Source organism: Nocardia araoensis NBRC 100135 (assembly GCF_000308435.1).
Lineage (GTDB): Bacteria > Actinomycetota > Actinomycetes > Mycobacteriales > Mycobacteriaceae > Nocardia > Nocardia araoensis.
The window spans coordinates 25,995-44,209 of sequence record NZ_BAFR01000206.1 but is presented as its reverse complement, the minus strand read 5'-3'; the positions used below and the strand labels follow the sequence as shown (position 1 = coordinate 44,209).

The following is an 18,215-nucleotide window of genomic DNA, read 5'->3' as shown; positions in this document are numbered from 1 at the left end:
GTAACGAACGTGTCCACCCACCCTTACTCGTAAACTCGGTACTCGTAAAGGAGTTCCCCGATGGCCCCGTCCACAACTCGACGCCCGTCCTGGCGGACTGTGACCCCGGTGCTCGCGGTCGCGGTCTTCGGCCTCGCTGCCTGCTCGAACAGCCAGGAGTCGAGTGACGTCCAGGGAACGACCCCGCCGGTGTGGAGCGGGTCGCCCGCTCCGGCCGGGCAGTCGAGCACCGAGCACGGCGGCTCGCCGAACGCCGAGCAGGGCGTGAACGTGCAGCTGAAGGACCCCTCGGGCGCCTCGGTCGGCACCGCGAACTTCGCCAAGGACGGCAACCACCTGCAGCTCACCGTCGAGGCGCACGGGCTGCGTCCCGGTTTCCACGGCCTGCACGTGCACCAGGTCGGCAAGTGCGAGCCGAACTCCGTGGCGCCGACCGGCGGCCCGGCGGGCGATTTCCTGTCGGCCGGTGGTCACCTCCAGGTCGGCAGCGCCAACGCGCATCCCGCCAGCGGTGATCTGACCTCGCTGGAGGTGCGCGGCGACGGCGTCGCCAAGCTGGTCACCACCACCGACGCGGTGACCCTGGACGACGTCAAGGGCAAGGCCCTGATCATCCACGCCGACGCCGACAACTTCGGCAACATTCCCAACCGTTACTCCCGTGCCGATGGCGTCGCGGGTCCCGATGAGTCGACCCTAGCGACGGGCGACGCGGGCGGCCGTGTCGCTTGTGGCGTGATCCAGTAGCGCGGGTGGTATATGGCCGGGGCAGGAATCGAGCACGTTCCCTTCGAAGGTTCGCCCCGGCCCACCATCGGGGTCGAATGGGAGATCGCCTTGGTCGACAAGGCGACTCGCGACCTGTCGAATACCGCTGCGGCGGTATTCGATTCCCTCGGTGATCTCCGTGCCCACGACGGCACGCCGCAGGTCACCAAGGAATTGCTGCGAAACACAGTGGAACTCGTCACCGGCGTGCACGAGACCGTGGGCGCGGCGCTGGAGGATCTCACCGGCACCATGAACACGGTGCGGCGCGCGGCCGACCCGCTCGGCGTCGACTTGTTCTGCGCGGGTACCCATCCGTTCGCGCAGTGGTCGGCCCAGCAGTTGACCCGGTCGGAGCACTACGACGAGCTGATCGAGCGCACGCAGTGGTGGGGGCGCCAGATGATGATCTGGGGCGTGCACGTGCACGTCGGAGTGTCCCACCGCGACAAGGTGTTTCCGATCCTCAACTCGTTGCTGCTGTCGTATCCGCATCTGCTCGCGCTGTCGGCGGCCTCGCCGATGTGGGCGGGATCGGATACCGGCTACGCCAGCAATCGAACCCTCATGTTCCAGCAGCTGCCGACCGCGGGCCTGCCGTTCCAGTTCGAGAACTGGACCCAATTCGAACGTTTCGTGTACGACGAGCGCAAGACCGGCGTCTTCACGCAGCTCGGCGGCATGCACTGGGACATCCGCCCGGCGCCGAAGTGGGGCACCATCGAGGTGCGGGTCTGCGACGGCATCTCCACGCGCGCGGAGCTCGCCGCGATGGCCGCGCTCATCCATTGCCTGATCGTCGACCTCGACCGCCGCGTCGAGAACGGCGAGAAGCCGCCCACCCTGCCGCCGTGGCATGTGCAGGAGAACAAGTGGCGCGCCGCCCGTTACGGGCTGGACGCGATCATCATCACCGACGCCGACAGCAATGAGCGGTTGGTCACCGACGATCTGGACGATCTGCTGAACCGGCTGGAGCCGACGGCGGCGCGGCTCGGCTGCGCGGACGAACTCGCGCTCGTCGCCGAGATCCCCAAGCGGGGAGCCTCTTATCAGCGGCAGCGCCGGGTTGCCGCGGCGTCGCAGGGCGATCTGGTCGCGGTGGTGGACGCGCTGGTCGAGGAGCTGAAACAGTAGCGATCGTCCGGGTACAGGTCGGTTGCTGTTCAGCTGGCCAGGGGGATGGCGTTCACCCCCCGTTTACTATGGTCGGATGCTTGTCGAAAACCCGGGATCCAGAGTAGGAAGCGCGGTCTCGCGCCGCCGCGTACCGCAGACTCGGATCCGGGTCGTCGCGGCGGTGGCCGCGGTGCCGGTCCTGCTGATCGTGTTGCAGGGCGTCGCCATGTGGCAAGGATTCGAAGGGCCGCTGGAGAGCCTGGGGCGGGACTACATCGGGACACCCAAATCCATGTCGGTGCCCTGGGCCGGACTGGTCCTCGCGCTGGTGGGCATCTCGGCCCGGCGCCGGGTGATCGCGGTGAGTGCGGCGGTCGCGGTCGACGTGGTGTGGGCGGCCGTCCGCTTGCTGGCGGGAGAGCCGTTCGCGATCGGAAACGGGCCCGTGCTGGTGCTGACCGGCTTGGCGCTGGTTGCCTGGCTGCGCTGGTCCGGTGCCGAACGGCGGGACGCGCTGCACGCGGTCGCGCTCGGCGCGCTGCTCGTCCTGGCCACCAAGGTCGGCGATGTCTGGCTGCACATCACCGTGATCGGCCGACCGACGGTGCTGGACGAATACGTGATCCTGGCCGACCATGCGCTGGGCGATCCGTCGTGGGTGCTCGGGCGGGCGGTGGACACGCTCGGGCCGGTGGTCTACGCGGTGCTGCACTGGGTCTACATCGAGCTGCCCGTGGCGGCGATCGTCGTGGCGGTGTGGCAGCTGCGCCGAGTGGTGTCGTCGGGCCGGTGGCCGTCGCACTATCTGGTGCGCACCTTCCTGGTGCTCGGCTTGATCGGTCCCCTGGTGTACCTGCTCTTCCCGGTGGTCGGCCCGATGTTCGCGTACGGGCCGGACGGCAACGGGCTGCAACTGGGCAACTACTGGCCGGGTGTGGTGCCGCCGATCGATCGGACTCCGCTGCCGCTGCCGTTCGACGCGGCGATTCCGCGCAACTGCATGCCCTCGATGCACACCGCATGGGCGCTGTCGGTGTTCCTGCACACCCGCCGCGACGGCGACGGCGAGCACGCTCCGCGCTGGCTGCGCTGGGGTGGCGCGTTCTGGCTGCTGGCCACCCTCGCCGCGACTCTCGGGTTCGGCTACCACTACGGCGTCGACCTGGTGGCGGGCGCGGTGCTGTGCCTCACCGTCGAGTCGGCGCTGCGCGAGCCGGAGCGCGGCTGGGGATGGTTCCGGATCCGCCTGGTCGGCTCCGGCGCGGTCGTGCTTGCCGCGCTGCTGCTGTCCTACCGGTACCTCGCCGTGCCGATGGCCGAGTATCCGGTGCTCGCGGGCACGGTGGTACTCGGACTGCTGGCCGGACTGGCCGCGGCGTTCCACGCGACGTGGTTCGCGACCGTGCGGCAGCCGCGGCAGGTCGTGCGCGAGGCCGAGCCCGTCGCGCGCTGAGGCCGGTCGCGCGGCTATCCGACGTCGTCGTCGCGCATCTCGTTGACGCGCAACAGGCCGTCGCGGTGGCGCTGCTCGCGGTAGGCGGTGCGGCCGATGATGTGCGCGATCACCGGGGCGGTGAGCAGGGTGAACAGCCCGACCAGCACCAGTGCCCAGACGTTGCCGTGTCCGCCGAGCTGGATCGCGACGCCCGCGAGTACCAGGATCAGTCCGATGATCTGGGGCTTGGTGGCGGCGTGCATGCGGGTCAGCGTGTCGGGAAAGCGCACGAGCCCGATCGCCGCGGTGAGCGCCAGCGTCGAACCGAACAGGATCAGGGTGCCCGCGAGCGCGTGCAAGAGGTTCATGTGTCGTCCCGCACCCGGAATCTGGACACCGCGGCCGAGCCGAGGAACCCGACCAGCGCCAGCGCGACGATCGCGGGCACCACGGTGGTGTCGGCGCTGTAGGCCGCCCAGACCGCGAGTCCGGAGGCGGCGATGGCCATCAGCGAGTCGACGGCGACCACCCGGTCCAGCGTGCTCGGCCCCATGACGACGCGGTAGGTGGTGAGCAGTGCCGCCGCGGCCAGGATGACGGCGGCGAGGACGGCGACGACGGTCACGATGCCACCTCCGGGGGTGCGGGCGGGCGGGAGTACGGCCATCCGGTCGGGCGTTCGAACGTTTCGATCAGCAGGCGTTCCAGCCGCCGGGTGGTCCGGAAGAACTTGTCCACGGCCGCGTCGCTGCCGACGTCGAGAACGTGCACGTAGACCACGCAGCGCCTGCGGTCGATCTCCAGCACCATGGTGCCGGGGATCAGGTTGAGCAGGTCGGTCCACAGCACCAGGACCAGATCCGATCGTGTGCCGGAGTACACCCGCAGCACCCCGGACACCGGGGTGGGCCGCGGGCGGATCGCCAGCCACGCGACTTGCAGACTCGACTCCAGCGCGTAGTACGCGCTCGCCACGATCAATTCGGGCAGGGGCAGCGGGTTCAGCCGACCGGACACCGGCACACGCGGCAGCGGCAGCGCCACCATGATCAGCGCGGCGACCACCACACCGCCCAGCACATTCGCGATGCTGAGATCGCCCCACAGGGCCAGCCAGACCACGGTGAGCCACACGAGGATGCCGACGCGGACGGCCGTGTCGCGCCCGCGTCCCCGCTCGACGCTCATCGCGGGCCGCCCGGCGAATCGCCCAGCACCGCGCCGATGTACACGCCGGGATCGCGCAGGTCCACCGCGGCCCGGTCGGCGATCGTGAGGATCGGCCCGGCCAGCACCGTCAGGCACAATCCCACCGCCACCAGCGCCGCGGTGGACAACACCATCAGAGGCGGCATTCGACCTGGATCGGTGCGCTCGTCGTAGTGCACGTCGGTCGCTTCCTCGATGAGCGTCGGCGGCTTGGCCGCGGTGAGATGGCCCTCCGGCGCGTCCTCCCGGGGTCGCCAGAACGCTTTGCTCCATACCCTGGCGACGGTGTAGAGCGTGAGCAGGCTGGTCAGCACAGCGCCACCGACCAGCACCCAGGCCAGCACGCTGCCGCGCTCGGCGCCAGCCCGCAACAGCGCCACCTTGCCGATGAACCCGGAAAAAGGCGGTATCCCACCGAGATTCAGTGCCGGGACGAGGAACAGCACGGCCAGCAGCGGGCTGGCCGCGGCGAGCCCGCCCAGCCTGCGCAGCGAGGTGGATCCGGCCTGCCGCTCGATCAGGCCCGCCACCAGGAACAGCGTGGTCTGCACCAGAATGTGGTGCGCCACATAGAACACCGCGCCCGACAGCCCGGCCGCGTTGGCCAGCCCGACCCCGAACACCATGTATCCGATGTGACTGACCAGCGTGAACGACAGCAGACGACGGATATCGCTCTGCGCGATGGCGCCGAGGATGCCGATGAGCATGGTGAGCAGGCCGCTCACCAGCAGCACCGAGTCGAAGCCGCCGTCGGGGAACAGCAGCGAGTGGGTCCGGATGATCGCGTACACCCCCACTTTGGTGAGCAGGCCGGCGAACACGGCGGTGACCGGCGCCGGGGCGGTCGGATAGGAGTCGGGCAGCCAGTTCGACAGCGGGAAGACGGCCGCCTTGATGCCGAACGCCACCAGCAGCACCCCGAAGATCGCCGTGCGCGTGCCCTCCGGCACGGCGCCGAACCGGGTCGCGAGCTGGGCGAGATTCAGCGTTCCGGTCGCGGCGTAGGTCAGTCCGATGCCGGTGAGGAAGATCAGCGACGACACCATGGAGACCATCACGTAGGCCACGCCCGCGCGGATGCGTTCGGTGGTCGCGCCCACGGTGAGCAGCACGAACGACGCCGCGAGCAGGATCTCGAAGCCGACGAAGAGATTGAACAGGTCACCGGCCAGGAACGCGGCCGAAACACCGGCGGTGAGCACCAGATACGTGGGCCGGTAGATCGAGGTCGGCTGCCGCTCGTCGCCGTCGCGGATGTTCTGGCCCGCGCCGTAGAGGTTGACCGACAGCAGCACGATGGACGAGACCAGCAGCATCGCCGCGGACAGGCGGTCGACCACCAGCGTGATGCCGATCGGGGCCGCCCAGTCGCCGACCTGCAACGCGGTGGTGCCGTCCCGGTCGACCAGGAACAGCAGCAACCCGCAGATGATCACGACACCCGTGAGCGACCCGACGCTGACCGCGCTCTGGATGCGCGGCCTGCGGCCGAAGACGAGTGTGGCCGCGGCGCCGAGCAGCGGGACGAGCACCGGTAGCGGCGCGAGGACCGGCAGCAGGCCGGGTGAGAGGCTCACGTCTCCGGGTCCTCTCCGGCGCGACGCCGGGCGACATCCACGTCCTCTTGGTCGTTGGCGACGTCGTCGCTGGTGGTGAGCATGTAGGCGCGGTAGGCGAGGGCGAGCACGAATGCCGCGATGCCCATCGTGATCACGATGGCGGTGAGCACCATCGCCTGGGCCAGCGGATCGGCCATCTCCCCGGTGTCGGCCGTACCGCGGATGGGCGGTTTCCCGTCGCCGCCGCCCGCGGTGAGGATCAGCAGGTTCACCGCGTTGCCGAACAGGATCAGCCCGAGCAGCATCTTCGACACGGCCCGTTCCAGGATGAGGTACACCCCGCACGCGACCAGGATGCCGATCACCACCAGCAGGGTCAGATTCGCGGTCATCTCCTGGAACCTCCATTGGCCGAGGACGTCTCGGCATCGGCCAGCTCGCTGTCGAGGCGCGCGCCGAGGCTGCGCAGCACGTCCAGCACCAGGCCGACCACGATGAGATAGACGCCGAGATCGAACAGCAGCGCGGTGACCACCTTGACGTGGCCGAGCACCGGCAGCGAGACCTCGATGATCGCCGAGGACAGCGGCGGCGCGCCGAGCAGCAGCGACGACACGGCGGTGCCCGCGGCCAAGGTGAGACCCGCACCGAGGATATGGCCCGCGTCGACGGGCAGTGCCTCACCCAATTCGTAACGGCCGCCCGCGAGATACCGCAGGGTGAGCGCGAGTCCAGCGGTGAGCCCGCCCGCGAACCCGCCGCCGGGCGCGTTGTGACCGGAGAAGAAGAAGTAGACCGACAGCACCATGATGGTCGGGAACACCAGCCGCGTGGTGATCTGCAAAACCATGGACCGTTCGGCCCGAGCGACCAACCGGCCCGCGGGCAGCCAGCTCACCAGCTCCGGATCGTAGTCGGGGGAGTCCGTCGCGCGCGGCGCGCTGCCGAACCGCCTGCTGCGGAACACCAAGGAGGCGACCCCGGTGGCGGCGACGACGAGCACCGAGATCTCGCCGAGCGTGTCCCAGGCCCGCAGGTCGACGAGCAGGACGTTGACGGCGTTCTTCCCGCCGCCGAATTCGTAGGCGGCATCGGGAATCCTGGGCCAGACGGGTTCGGCGGTGCGTGCCGCCACGGCGAACCCGGCCAGGACCGCGACCACCGTTCCGGTTCCCGCGGCCAGAATCGCCCTGCGCACCTTGAACGCGGCCGTCCGGCTCGCCTCGATCGTCGCGGGAAAAGCGCGAAGGACGAGGACGAAGATGACCAGCGTCAGCGTCTCCACCAGGAATTGGGTGAGCGCGAGGTCGGGCGCACCGTGCAGCGCGAAGATCACGCCGCTGCCATATCCGGTCACCCCGACGACCAGCACGCTCGCCAGCCGGTTGCGCAATACCGTCGCGGCGAGCGCGCTCACCGCCATGATCGCGCCGATGACCGCTTGCAGCGGCGAATCCCACAGCCGCAGTGCGACTCCCGTGCGAGTGCCGAGGGCGAGCAGGACGGTCGGCAGGACGATGAGCGTGACCAGGATCGCGGCTTGACTCAGCGGCAGCGACCCGCGCTGCACGGCGCCGGTCATCCGCAGCGAGAGGGTGTCCATCGCGCGCAGTGTGGCGTCGTAGGCGCGGTCGGCGTTGCCGAGGCGCGGGTGCGCCGATTCGGCGAAGCGGTCGCGCAACCGCCACAGCACGACGCCGACCGCGACGATCAGCAGCGTCGACGCCAGCGCGGGATCGAATCCGTGCCACAGCGCCAGATGCGAAAGCGAAGGTCCGGACAGCGTTTCGGCATAGGGGCGCAATCGGGCGTCGAGCCAGGACGGGGCGAGACCGGCCGCGAGGCTCGCGACGGCGAGGATCACCGGCGCCGCGAGGAAGAGCGCGCCCGGCGGGTGCCAGCGGAGACGCCCTTCGGCTTCCGGCTGGTTCTCGGCGACCGGTACCTCGCTCGGGTGGTGGGCGACGGGCGTGGAGCCGGCCGCGGGTTCCGGCTCGAGGTCCTTGGCCGCGAAGGCGCCCCAGACGAACCTGATGCTGTAGGCGACGGTCAGCATCGAGCCGAGCACAACCCCGGTGAACACCACACCGCGTACCGGCACGGTGAGCACGTCCGCGTCCAGAACGGCGTTCAGCGCGCTCTCTTTGCCCACGAAGCCGAGCAGCGGCGGTATGCCCGCCATGCTGAGCGCGGCGAGCACCGCGGTGGCGCACAGCACCGGAGCGCGCCGGCCGAGCCCGGACAACCGGCGCAGATCGCGCGTTCCCGCCCCGTGATCGATGATCCCGACCACCAGGAACAGGCACGCTTTGAACAGCGCGTGCGCGACGATCAGCGTCACTCCGGCCAGCGCTGCGTCGGGCGTGCCGATGCCGACCAGCACGATCAGGAATCCGAGCTGGCTCACCGTGCCGAAGGCCAGCACCAGTTTCAGATCCACCACCTGGAGCGAGCGCAGCCCGGCCAGCAGCATCGAGGCCAGACCGAGGGTCAGCACGAGCGGATGCCACACCGGACTCTGCGCGAACGCCGGTGCCAGCCGGGCGATCAGATACACCCCGGCCTTCACCATCGCCGCGGCATGCAGATACGCGCTCACCGGGGTCGGCGCGGCCATCGCGCCGGGCAGCCAGAAATGCAGCGGCACCACGGCGGATTTGGTGAGCGCGCCCACCAGGATCAGAGCCACCGCGACCTGCACCGCCGTCCCGCTCTGACCGGTCCCGGAGAGCAGATCCGACAGCAGGTAGCTGCCGTTCGCGGTGCCGAGCACGACGATGCCCGCCAGCATCGCCAGTCCGCCCGCGCCGGTCACCAGCAGCGCCTGGATCGCGGACCTCCGGCTGGCCGCCTGCTCGGCGTTGTGCCCGATCAACAGGAACGACAGCACCGTCGTCGCTTCCCAGAACACGTAGAGCAGCAGCATGTTGTCGCTGGTGACCAGCCCGAACATGGCGCCTGCGAACGCGACCAGCTCGGCGGCGAATACACCGAGCCGCGGCTCGTCGTCCTCGAAGTACCGGGCGCAGTAGACCAGGACCAGCGCCCCGATGCCCAGCACGAGCGCGCACAGCACCGCCGCGAGCGTGTCGAAGCGCAGATCGATGTTCAGGGCGATGCTCGGCGCCCAGGTCGATCGAACGCTCTGGGATGCGGACCAATTCGCGATCACCCAGACGAAGCCGCCGAGCGGGACCACAGCGAGCAGGTAGAAAGCGTTGCGCCCCAGTGCCCGCACCCACAGCGGAGCCACCAGGGCGGCTGCGGCATGTACGAGCAGGATTGCGAGCAAACTCACTCCGTCGGGTAGTGGCGGCGGGGTGTCCGGCACAAGCCTACGGAAAGCGTGCGTTTTCCGTGGAATGCGTGAGTATGGTGTCCGCCATCCGCCCGGACCGAAGCTATATGTCCGCTAATGATTCGCTCTCTGGTTGCCCTTTCCTTTGCGGCTTGCTGCGCGGCCGCAGTTTGCGCAGCACGATGAGCCCGACGGCGCTGCCGATGACGATGGCGAGCGCGGTGGCGCCCGGAGTCGCGTCGTGCGTGGCCACGTCCGCACGCCAATCCTTGACCCGGTCCGGCATCACCGAGACCGCGGACGGCAGATACAGCGCGCTGAGCGCGAGCACGCCGCTCGGCGCGTAGTGCGGACGCGCGGTGGCGCAGCAGTACCCCGCTGTCAACGCGATGACCCCGCTGATCACCGCGAACGCGACGGTGCTCGCGGATGTCGAGGTGACGAGGGCGAATACCGAGATACCCGTCAGCAGCAGGATGGCGAGAGCGGTCGACGGCATCCTGGCGCCGATGACGAGTCCGGCCGCGGTCAACGCGATGAGCACCGCGGAGGTCCAGCCGGGCCGCACCGCGTAACCCACGGCGTCGACCGCCGCGGTCAGGCTCACGGCCAGGTACACACCGGTGCCGTCGCGGCCGGGCAGCAGCATGGCGGCCGCGGTCGCGCTGACGATCGTCGCCGCGACGACGATCACGATCTCCACCGCGTGACCCTCCCCCGGCAGTTTGCTGTACTGCCTGCCCAGCCATTCGGTGCCGGCCAGGACCACCAGCGCGAGCACCATGGCGGCGAGGATCGGCGTCACCGGCAGCGCGATCGCCATGTGCGGCTCCTTCGCGTCCTCGGTGCGCTTGCAGTTGTGCAGGGTGCTGATCATCAGCAGGACCAAGCTCACGCCGATCATCCAGCGCGTCGGGGTCTCCAGGACCGCGTACGGATCCGCGTTGATGTCCAGCAGGTCGGCCAGATCGCCGAAGCCGAAGAAGCCGACGCCGCCCACCGCGAACGCCGCGGCGGGCAGCGGTCTGCGCAGCACCACGGCGCCGAGCCCGCCGAGCAGCACCGCGGCGCAGATCGAGTCGATGTAGTTCTGTGTGGTCAGCAACTCGGCCGTGGCCACGTGGCGTCCGGCGAAGTGGTTGATCAGCTGCGCCAGCGCGCCCGCCGTCGCGGTCGCCCACCCGGTCAGCGGTCGCGAGGTGGTGGCGACCAGCACGGCGACCGCAACGGCCACGATCACGCCGAGCGCCGCGCTGCGCGGCACGCTGTTGAGCAGCCCGGCGATCCGGTACGAGGGGGAAGCGCCTTTGGTGCTGACGGTGACCGGCAGGAACAGCGTGACGCCCGCGACCGCGGCTCCGGTGAAGGCCGTGGTCGCGTCGACAATGTCGCCGACCCTGCGCACGATTGTCGAACTTACCCGGGGTGCGCGCGCGATCTTGTGATTGCCGAAAATTTGCCCCGGAATGTCTCCTGTGCCGGAAGCGGAGCGGCGGTCTACCCGCGGCTGTCCGCGTACCGGCGCAGCGTGTCGATCTGCGATGGATCCAGCGAGGGGCGCACCACCGTCTGGGCGGCGAGCACGTCGGCGGCGGTGACGTCGGCCGCGTGCACGTCCCGGCGCATCGCCGCGAGCGCGGACTCGCGCAGCAGCGCGGCGCAGTCGGCGGCGGAGTAGCCGTCCAGTTCCTCCGCGAGAGCGTCGAGGTCGACGTCGTCGGCCAAAGGTACCGCGCGGCCCGCGGTGCGCAGAATCTCCCGGCGGGCGGCGGCGTCCGGCGGCGGTACGAACACCAGCCGTTCGAGCCTGCCAGGGCGCAACAGCGCGGGATCGATCAGGTCCGGCCGGTTGGTCGCGCCGAGCACCACCACGTCGCGCAGCGGCTCCACGCCGTCGAGTTCGGTGAGCAGCGCCGCGACCACTCGGTCGCCTACGCCGGCGTCGGCGCTCTGCCCGCGGCGCGGGGCCAGCGCGTCCACCTCGTCCAGGAAGATCAGCGAGGGCGCGGAATCACGCGCACGCTGGAACAATTCGCGCACCGCCCGCTCCGACGAGCCGACCCACCGGTCCAGCAGTTCGGCGCCCTTGACCGCGTGCACGCTGAGCTGACCGGTGCCTGCCAGCGCGCGCACCAGGAAGGTCTTGCCGCAGCCGGGCGGGCCGTAGAGCAGTACTCCGCGCGGTGGTTCGATGCCGAGGCGGGCGAAGGAGTCCGGGTGCTTCAGCGGCCACAGCACCGCCTCGGTCAGCGCCTGCTTGGTTTCCGCCATGTCGCCGACGTCGTCGAGGCTCAGGCTGCCGATGGCGAGTTCCTCCATGCCCGAGCGCGACAGCGGCCGGATGACCTCGAGCGCGCCGAGCAGGTCGGATTGGGTGAGTTGCGGCTCGCCGTGCTCCCTGGCCCGCGACGCCGCGCGCAGCGCGGCCTCCCGGCACAGCGCCGCCAGATCGGACACCACGAATCCGGGCGTGCGGGAGGCGATCTCGTCGAGTTCCAGCTCCGCGGTCGGCACCCGGCGCAGCAGGTACTCCAGCAGGGCCTTGCGCACGCCCGCGGTGGGCAGCGGCAGCGCGAGTTCGCGATCGCACAGGTCGGGGGCGCGCAGGCGCTGGTCGACGCCTGCCGGGTGCGCCGTGGTCGCCAGGAACGCGACGCTGGGGCCCGCGATCGCGGCGCGGAGCTGGTCGAGGATGAGTGTGGCGACGGGTTCGGGGTCGGCGGGCAGCAGCGCGTCGATGTCGGTGATCAGCAGGACGCCGCCCCTGCCACAGCCGATATCGGCCACCGCCTCGGCGACCTGGCGCAGCCGCGCACCGCTCTCGGCCGCGCCGATGCTGGGACCATCCAGCTCCACCAGTCGCCGCGATCCGGCGACCGCGCGTGCCAGCGTGGCTTTGCCGACGCCGGCCGGGCCGGTGATCAGCACGCCGAGATGAGGGCGCGCGCCCAGCGTGCGCAACAGCTCCGGCTCGTCCAGCGCCAGGCTGAGCCACTCCTCGAGCTTCGCGGCCTGGCTGCGCCCGCCCGCCAGGACTTCGACCGAGACGCTCTGCATGTCGACGGCCGCCGTGGCCCGGACCATCGCGGCGCCGTTGTTACCCGCGGCCGTGTCGAACGCGGCGGCTTCGGTAGCCGCTCGCGAGGCCTCACCCACCGGGATCGGGGTTCCGGCCCAGGCCAGATCGGCGGCGTCCCGCGCGGCGACCGCCCCCGCTCCCCAGCTCACCGCGGTATTCGGCTGCACGCTCACCGGCCCGCGCGGATCGGTGCCGGTGACGGTGAGCAACTCCGTGGTCCAGGCGATGCCGAAGGTGCGCGACAGTGCCTGGGTGGCCGCGGTGGAACTGATGTCGGGGCCGAGGTCGCGCGGCAGCAGGGAGACCGCGTCGCCGACGGTGACGACCTTCCCCAGCAGCGCCTGCCGCAGCGTCGCGGCCGGAATCGTGCGGGTGGCGTGCACCGAACCGCTCACCGTGATCTGCTTCGCGCCGTAGACGGTCACGGGGGAGACCACCACCGTCGAGTCCTCGCGCAGTCCGGCGTTGGAGAGCGTGACGTCGTCGAGCATGGCCACGCCCGCTGGCGTGCCCTGGCGGGCGACGCCGACCACCGCGGCCGTGCGCCGTGAGCCGACCAGCATGATTCCGTCCCATTCGCGCAGCCCCAGTGCGGTCAGCGCCTCCGGATGCAGCCGGACGACCCCGCGCCGGGCATCGGCGGCCGAAGGGTTCAGGCGGGCGGTGAGTGCCAGTTCTGCCACTGTGCCATTGTGCCGCGCGGCCCCGCCATCGGTCACGGTCCGTCGTCCGGGAACTCCAGATGACGACGCTGTCGGCTACTTCTTCACCAGTCCGGCGGCGGTCGCGACCGGCTTGTCGGCGACGCTCGGCGCCAGGCACACCAGTTTGGCGGTGCCGAGCGCGACATTCGGGCTTCCCTCGAACGGGCCGCCCGGGTTCTCCGCCAAGATCTGCTCGATCAGGACTTTCTCCGCGTCGGTGTCGAGCTTGCGGAACTCACCGCAGGTGGTGCTCGACGCCGGACCGAGCGCGGAGTCGCGCTGCTTCGTCGTGGTGGGGGCGTCGGTATCCGCCGGGGAACTCGGCGTCGCGGTGCCGGGAGCGGTCGTGGTGCGGGCGGCCGATGCGGCCGCGGTCGCGGTCGCCGAGCCCTTGCGCAGTCCGTTCGCGTCGGTGGACTCGTCCCCTCCGCCGCAGCCTGCCAGCAGGAAACCCACCGTCCCGGCGATCAGGACGATGGCGGAAGTTCGTTTCATACCGTGCTTTCCCGGGTGGATCGTGGCGCCGGAGGCCCCGGCGTCCGCAGCAGCGTACCGGTTGCGGCGGGTCAGTGGATGTGTGCCTGCCAATCCGCTGGGACCCGCCCGCGCGGGCCGGGCACGCCTTGTTCGGCCGGATGACTGTGCGGTGGCGCCAATTCCGGTCCGCCGCTGAACATCTCCTCGGTCTCGAAGTTGTAGTACCAGTCCTCGCCCGGCTCGAAACTCTGGATGAAGGGGTGACCGGTGCTCTTCGCGTGCGCGGTGGCGTGCTGCGCCGGTGAGGTGTCACAGCAGCCGACATGCCCGCACTGAGCACAGCGGCGCAGATGCACCCACCAGCCGGAGTGCTGCTCGCACTCCACGCACCCCGGTCCACTCGGCGGTACCGCGGGATCGATGCCCGCGATCTGCTCGGTCATGACTGCCCTTCCGTGTCGGTTCCGGCGACGGCGTCGATCCGATCCTGCTCGGGGCGGCGCAGCGGCAGCCAGACGGTGAATCTGGTGTCGCCCGGCTCCGAGTCGACCCGGATGTCGCCATTGTGCTTGTTGACCACGATGCGGAACGAGATGTCCAGTCCGAGACCGGTGCCCTCGCCCATCGGCTTGGTGGTGAAGAACGGTTCGAAGATGCGGTTACGGGCCTCCGGTGCGATGCCGGGCCCGGTGTCGCCGATCTCCACGACCGCGCAGTCGTTCTCGTGCCTGGTGCGGATGGTCAGCGTGCCTTCGCCGTTCATCGCGTACACCGCGTTGTCGATCAGGTTGGTCCACACCTGGTTGAGTTCGGCCGCGTAGCACGGCACGTCCGGCAGCGTCCGGTCGTACTCCTTGAACACGTGCACGCCGTCGCCGATCTTGCGGCTGAGCATCACCAAGGTGCTGTCCAGCAGCTCGTGGATGTCGACCACCTGGAACGGCGCCCGGTCCATCTGGGAATACTGCTTCGCGGCGCCGACCAGCGCGGAGATGCGCGTCGTCGAGTCGGCGATCTCGTTCATCAGCAGTTCGGTCTCGATGGTGTAGTTCAGCCAGCGGATCGCCCCTTGGAACACCTGCTCCGTCGAGCCCTCCAGGGTGGCGGCCACCCGCTCCAGCCAGTCGGTGTCGAATCCGGCCTGGACGAAGTTCGGCGCGAGGTTCCAGCCGTCGGTGATCCCGTGGTCCTCCAGCCATTCGCCGAGCATGTCCTCGCGATCGGCGGCTTCCAGCGGCGTCAGCTCCGGCGCTTTCGCGACCTGGGCGGCGGCCTCCTCCTGTAGGCGCACCAACGAGCCGAGGGACGACGGATCGAACTTGCCCTCCGCCATCATGGCGAGCTTGTGCCGCATCCCCGCGACCCGCTCGCGCAGGCCCGACGTGGCGCGCACCGCGGCGGCGGCCGGGTTGTTCAGCTCATGGGTGAGGCCCGCCGACAGCGAACCGAGCGCGAGCAGCCGTTCCCGCTCACCGATGCGGGCGTTGGTGTTGCGATTGCCGAAGAACACCCCTTCGAGCAGGTGCACGGCCATCGGGAACCACTCGTGCATCATCCGGGAGAAGATCTCGGCGTCCAGCACGAAGAACCGCGACGGACGCGTCACCTGCATCGTCCCGCTGTAGGTCTGGTCGACCTTGTCGCCGATGTAGGACATCCAGGCGCCCGCGTAGGCGCCGTGATGCTCGGTGCGGACCAATTCGATCTCCGCGCCGCCGGACTGCTTGGTCAGCACCAGCTCACCGTCCATCAGGACGTAGAAGCAGGTGGCCGGGTCGCCTTCGCGGAAGACCACCCCCGGTTCGATCGTCTCGATCCTGCCGTCGGCGCACAGCCACTCCAGCTGCTCGTCGTTCAGCTTCTCGAACAGGAACAAGGCGCGCAGTTCGGCGGGGTCGCACACCGAACGGCTGCTGCGGTCCGCGGTCTGGTTCGAAGTCATCTGCGCCTCCTGGTCACGCGAGATAGCGGTGCACGAGCATGACGGCCATCGCGCCTTCGCCGACGGCGGACGCGACGCGCTTGGCCGACTCGGCGTGCACGTCGCCCGCCACGAACACGCCGGGCACGCTGGTCTCGAGATGATGCGGTGGCCGGGACAATTCCCAGCCCGCGGGACGCGCGCCCTCGACCATCAGATCCGGGCCCGCGAGCACGTAACCGGCGCTGTCGCGCAGGACGACGCCGTCGAGCCAATCGGTCTGCGGCGCGGCCCCGATGAACAGGAACAACCGCTCCGCGTCGGCCTTCTCCTCGGCGCCGGTCCTGTTGTTGCGCAGCACGATCTGCTGGAGGTGATCGGCACCGTCGGCGGCGATCACCTCGGTGTTGGTGTGCACCTCGATGTTCGCGATCTGCGCGATCTGCTGGATGAGGTAATGCGACATGGACTGTTCCAGCGAATCCGCCCGGACCACCAGATGCACGGTGCGCGCGTTGCGGGACAGGAACACCGCGGCTTGGCCCGCGGAGTTCGCGCCGCCGACGATGTAGACCTCGTGATCGGCGCACTCGGACGCCTCGGTCATGGCCGATCCGTAGTACACGCCGCGCCCGGTGAAGTCGTCGACGCCCGGCGCCGGGTGGCGGCGGTAGTCGACGCCGGTCGCGATGATCACGGTGTGCGCGCACAGCGTGCCGCCGTCGGCGAACCGTACGGTGCGCGCGGACCCGTTCACCTCCAGTCCGACCACCTCGCGCGTGGTGATCACCTCGGCGCCGAATTTCGCCGCCTGCCGCCGGGCCCGGTCGGCCAGCTGCGCGCCGGACAAGCCGTCGGGGAAGCCGAGATAATTCTCGATGCGCGAACTCTGCCCCGCCTGGCCGCCGGTGGCGGTCCGCTCCACGAGCACGGTGCGCAGCCCCTCGGACGCGCCGTAGACCGCCGCGCCGAGACCGGCGGGACCGCCGCCCACCACGATCAGGTCGTAGAACTCACCCGCGGGGGCGACGGTCAGGCCGACGTTCTGGGCCAATTCGCTGTCGGTGGGCTGCACCAGCGCCTCGCCCGCCGAGGTGATCACCACCGGGCAGCGTTCGGGATCGGCTCCCGCCGCCTCCAGCAACCGCGCTCCCTCGGGTTCGTCGGCCAGGTACCACCGGTAGGGCAGCTGGTTGCGGGCCAGGAATTCGCGCACCTGCGACGACCGCGGCGACCATCGATTGCCGACCACCTTGGTCTCGGTGACGGGCCGGTGCTCGCTGCTGCGCCAGGCGTCCAACAGCACATCCAGCACGGGATAGAGCTTCTCCTCCGGCGGGTCCCATGGTTTGAGCAGGTAATGATCGAGGTCGACGACGTTGATCGCGTCGATCGCGGCGTTCGTGTCGGCGTATGCGGTCAGCAGCACACGGCGCGCGTAAGGGTGCAGGTCCATCGCCTGCTCCAGGAATTCGATGCCGTCCATGCCCGGCATCCGGTAGTCGGCGATCAGCACGGCGACCGGCTGACCGCGCAGCTTCATCTCGCGAAGCGCGTCCAGCGCTTGCGCACCCGATTCCGCGCGCAGAATCCGGTAATCGGCGCCGTAACGGCGGCGCAGGTCGCGGACGACCGCCCGGGATACGCCCGGGTCGTCGTCGACGCTCAGGATGGCCGGTTTCGTAGCAGCGGGTGAAGTCACCTGACGAGTATGGAGCCTCTCGGCGCGGTCTGTCGTGGGCGTTCGCCCAGGGCTCAGAGCCGGTGGTGCAGGACGAGATCGAGTTCACGCGGAGTGAGCAGACGCTCCAGGCGTTCTTCCTGCGCGGCCCCGCGCGTCCCATGTGGCGGGAATACGGACGCGCCGTGCGTCTTTCGCCCATCCTCGGGCTGGATCGCGGGCAGCAGCGGAACCCGGTCCGCCGGTCGACGATGGAGCAGGGAGCGCAGTTTCACGGCCGATCACCTCACGTTGGGACGCCGAAATGTTGGAGGCGGTGTCTGTGCTTCATGTATCTGTTATTTTGCGCCGATCATTACACCGGCAGGTGCGCGAGTAGCGAAAATGTGACGCAACTGTCGGCGCGCCTAAAATGTGCGCGACTCGTACCACCGCGTTCGGACGGATGTTCGTCGGTCCGTCGCTCGTATCCCGGAGGCAGCGTTGCCGAAAAATCTCGAAGCCAGCATCGACATCTCCGCGCCCCCGGAGCGGGTGTGGACGGTGGTCTCCGATCTGAAGCGGATGCCGGAGTTCAGCCCGCAGTGCGTGCGCATGGTGGCGCTGGGCTCGCTCGACACGGGCACCTGGACGATCAACCTCAATCGCGACGGCAAGAAGTTCTGGCCGACCACGTCCCGCATCGTGCGGTTCGAGCCGAACCGGGCGTTCGCCTTCCGGGTCACCGAGAACCGCACCGTGTGGAGCTACACCTTGGAGCCGACCGAGTCCGGCACGCGGCTGATCGAGCGGCGGGACGTGCCCAACGGCACCACCTGGTTCTCCCGCAAGGCGATCGATGCCGCGCTGGGCGGCGAGATCCCGTTCGAAGAGGCGCTGGTGCGCGGCATGAACGAGACGCTGGCCAAGGTCAAGGCGGCGGTCGAAGCCGGCTCCTGAGCGCGCGATGCTCGCCGCGGCCG

17 protein-coding genes are annotated in these 18,215 nt (G+C 69.8%); 4 read left to right on the top strand and 13 right to left on the bottom strand.

The annotated features are described in order from the left end of the window. Positions 1-60: 60 nt before the first annotated feature. From sodC to ON21_RS27595, 3 genes are all read left to right on the top strand, one after another. The gene (gene sodC / locus ON21_RS27605; protein ID WP_039802524.1) at positions 61-747 is read left to right on the top strand and encodes a superoxide dismutase[Cu-Zn]; all 687 of its coding nucleotides are present in this window, start codon (positions 61-63) and stop codon (positions 745-747) included. Positions 748-759: 12 nt separating this feature from the next. Beyond that, entirely contained in the window at positions 760-1,905 is a 1,146-nt protein-coding gene (locus ON21_RS27600) for a glutamate--cysteine ligase (RefSeq protein WP_039802522.1), read from the top strand. 76 nt (positions 1,906-1,981) lie between these two features. After that, positions 1,982-3,340, top strand: coding sequence for a phosphatase PAP2 family protein (locus ON21_RS27595; RefSeq protein WP_039802520.1), 1,359 nt, complete (start codon positions 1,982-1,984; stop codon positions 3,338-3,340). 14 nt (positions 3,341-3,354) lie between these two features. Here ON21_RS27595 and mnhG read toward each other — a convergent pair whose 3' ends face one another. The 13 genes from mnhG to ON21_RS27530 all read right to left on the bottom strand — a co-directional run bounded on the left by mnhG (position 3,355) and on the right by ON21_RS27530 (position 17,528). Further along, positions 3,355-3,690: a monovalent cation/H(+) antiporter subunit G gene (gene mnhG / locus ON21_RS27590; protein ID WP_039802518.1), complete on the bottom strand. Its 336-nt coding sequence runs from the start codon at positions 3,688-3,690 to the stop codon at positions 3,355-3,357. Continuing rightward, a complete protein-coding gene (locus tag ON21_RS27585) occupies positions 3,687-3,947 on the bottom strand; it encodes a monovalent cation/H+ antiporter complex subunit F (protein ID WP_039802652.1) in 261 nt (86 codons plus the stop codon). Before ON21_RS27585 ends, mnhG begins: the two co-directional genes overlap by 4 nt. After that, positions 3,944-4,510: a Na+/H+ antiporter subunit E gene (locus ON21_RS27580; RefSeq protein WP_051021408.1), complete on the bottom strand. Its 567-nt coding sequence runs from the start codon at positions 4,508-4,510 to the stop codon at positions 3,944-3,946. Before ON21_RS27580 ends, ON21_RS27585 begins: the two co-directional genes overlap by 4 nt. Next, positions 4,507-6,111 carry a Na+/H+ antiporter subunit D gene (locus ON21_RS27575; protein WP_039802516.1) on the bottom strand — a complete coding sequence of 535 codons (1,605 nt, stop codon included), beginning with the start codon at positions 6,109-6,111 and terminating at the stop codon, positions 4,507-4,509. Before ON21_RS27575 ends, ON21_RS27580 begins: the two co-directional genes overlap by 4 nt. Continuing rightward, complete coding sequence (locus ON21_RS27570) at positions 6,108-6,485, bottom strand: Na(+)/H(+) antiporter subunit C (RefSeq protein WP_039802514.1); 378 nt, start codon at positions 6,483-6,485, stop codon at positions 6,108-6,110. Before ON21_RS27570 ends, ON21_RS27575 begins: the two co-directional genes overlap by 4 nt. Beyond that, entirely contained in the window at positions 6,482-9,385 is a 2,904-nt protein-coding gene (locus ON21_RS27565; RefSeq protein WP_039802648.1) for a Na+/H+ antiporter subunit A, read from the bottom strand. The genes ON21_RS27570 and ON21_RS27565 overlap by 4 nt, the downstream gene beginning before the upstream one ends. A 109-nt stretch (positions 9,386-9,494) precedes the next feature. Continuing rightward, the gene (locus ON21_RS27560; RefSeq protein ID WP_039802512.1) at positions 9,495-10,796 is read right to left on the bottom strand and encodes a hypothetical protein; all 1,302 of its coding nucleotides are present in this window, start codon (positions 10,794-10,796) and stop codon (positions 9,495-9,497) included. Positions 10,797-10,888: 92 nt separating this feature from the next. Continuing rightward, positions 10,889-13,153, bottom strand: coding sequence for an AAA family ATPase (locus tag ON21_RS27555; protein ID WP_039802510.1), 2,265 nt, complete (start codon positions 13,151-13,153; stop codon positions 10,889-10,891). 75 nt (positions 13,154-13,228) lie between these two features. Beyond that, complete coding sequence (locus tag ON21_RS27550) at positions 13,229-13,669, bottom strand: hypothetical protein (RefSeq protein WP_039802508.1); 441 nt, start codon at positions 13,667-13,669, stop codon at positions 13,229-13,231. 71 nt (positions 13,670-13,740) lie between these two features. Continuing rightward, positions 13,741-14,094, bottom strand: coding sequence for a UBP-type zinc finger domain-containing protein (locus ON21_RS27545; RefSeq protein WP_039802506.1), 354 nt, complete (start codon positions 14,092-14,094; stop codon positions 13,741-13,743). Beyond that, on the bottom strand, positions 14,091-15,593 hold the full coding sequence (locus tag ON21_RS27540) for an ATP-binding protein (protein WP_039802504.1): 1,503 nt from the start codon (positions 15,591-15,593) through the stop codon (positions 14,091-14,093). Before ON21_RS27540 ends, ON21_RS27545 begins: the two co-directional genes overlap by 4 nt. A 13-nt stretch (positions 15,594-15,606) precedes the next feature. Continuing rightward, the gene (locus ON21_RS27535; RefSeq protein ID WP_039802502.1) at positions 15,607-17,274 is read right to left on the bottom strand and encodes an NAD(P)/FAD-dependent oxidoreductase; all 1,668 of its coding nucleotides are present in this window, start codon (positions 17,272-17,274) and stop codon (positions 15,607-15,609) included. Between the two features lie 53 nt (positions 17,275-17,327). Further along, on the bottom strand, positions 17,328-17,528 hold the full coding sequence (locus ON21_RS27530) for a hypothetical protein (protein WP_039802500.1): 201 nt from the start codon (positions 17,526-17,528) through the stop codon (positions 17,328-17,330). A gap of 208 nt (positions 17,529-17,736) precedes the next feature. Here ON21_RS27530 and ON21_RS27525 point away from each other — a divergent pair, with 208 nt between their 5' ends. Continuing rightward, positions 17,737-18,192, top strand: a complete 456-nt coding sequence (locus ON21_RS27525) for an SRPBCC family protein (protein WP_039802498.1) — start codon at positions 17,737-17,739, stop codon at positions 18,190-18,192. The last annotated feature ends 23 nt before the right edge of the window (positions 18,193-18,215 follow it).

Excerpts from the sequence above, each read along its gene's own strand:
- ON21_RS27580 (WP_051021408.1), bottom strand. The coding sequence starts at position 4,510 with ATGAGCGTCGAGCGGGGACGCGGGCGCGACACGGCCGTCCGCGTCGGC.
- ON21_RS27570 (WP_039802514.1), bottom strand. The coding sequence starts at position 6,485 with ATGACCGCGAATCTGACCCTGCTGGTGGTGATCGGCATCCTGGTCGCG.
- ON21_RS27600 (WP_039802522.1), top strand. The coding sequence starts at position 760 with ATGGCCGGGGCAGGAATCGAGCACGTTCCCTTCGAAGGTTCGCCCCGG.
- ON21_RS27595 (WP_039802520.1), top strand. The coding sequence starts at position 1,982 with ATGCTTGTCGAAAACCCGGGATCCAGAGTAGGAAGCGCGGTCTCGCGC.
- ON21_RS27540 (WP_039802504.1), bottom strand. The coding sequence starts at position 15,593 with ATGACTTCGAACCAGACCGCGGACCGCAGCAGCCGTTCGGTGTGCGAC.
- ON21_RS27550 (WP_039802508.1), bottom strand. The coding sequence starts at position 13,669 with ATGAAACGAACTTCCGCCATCGTCCTGATCGCCGGGACGGTGGGTTTC.
- sodC (WP_039802524.1), top strand. The coding sequence starts at position 61 with ATGGCCCCGTCCACAACTCGACGCCCGTCCTGGCGGACTGTGACCCCG.
- ON21_RS27545 (WP_039802506.1), bottom strand. The coding sequence starts at position 14,094 with ATGACCGAGCAGATCGCGGGCATCGATCCCGCGGTACCGCCGAGTGGA.
- mnhG (WP_039802518.1), bottom strand. The coding sequence starts at position 3,690 with ATGAACCTCTTGCACGCGCTCGCGGGCACCCTGATCCTGTTCGGTTCG.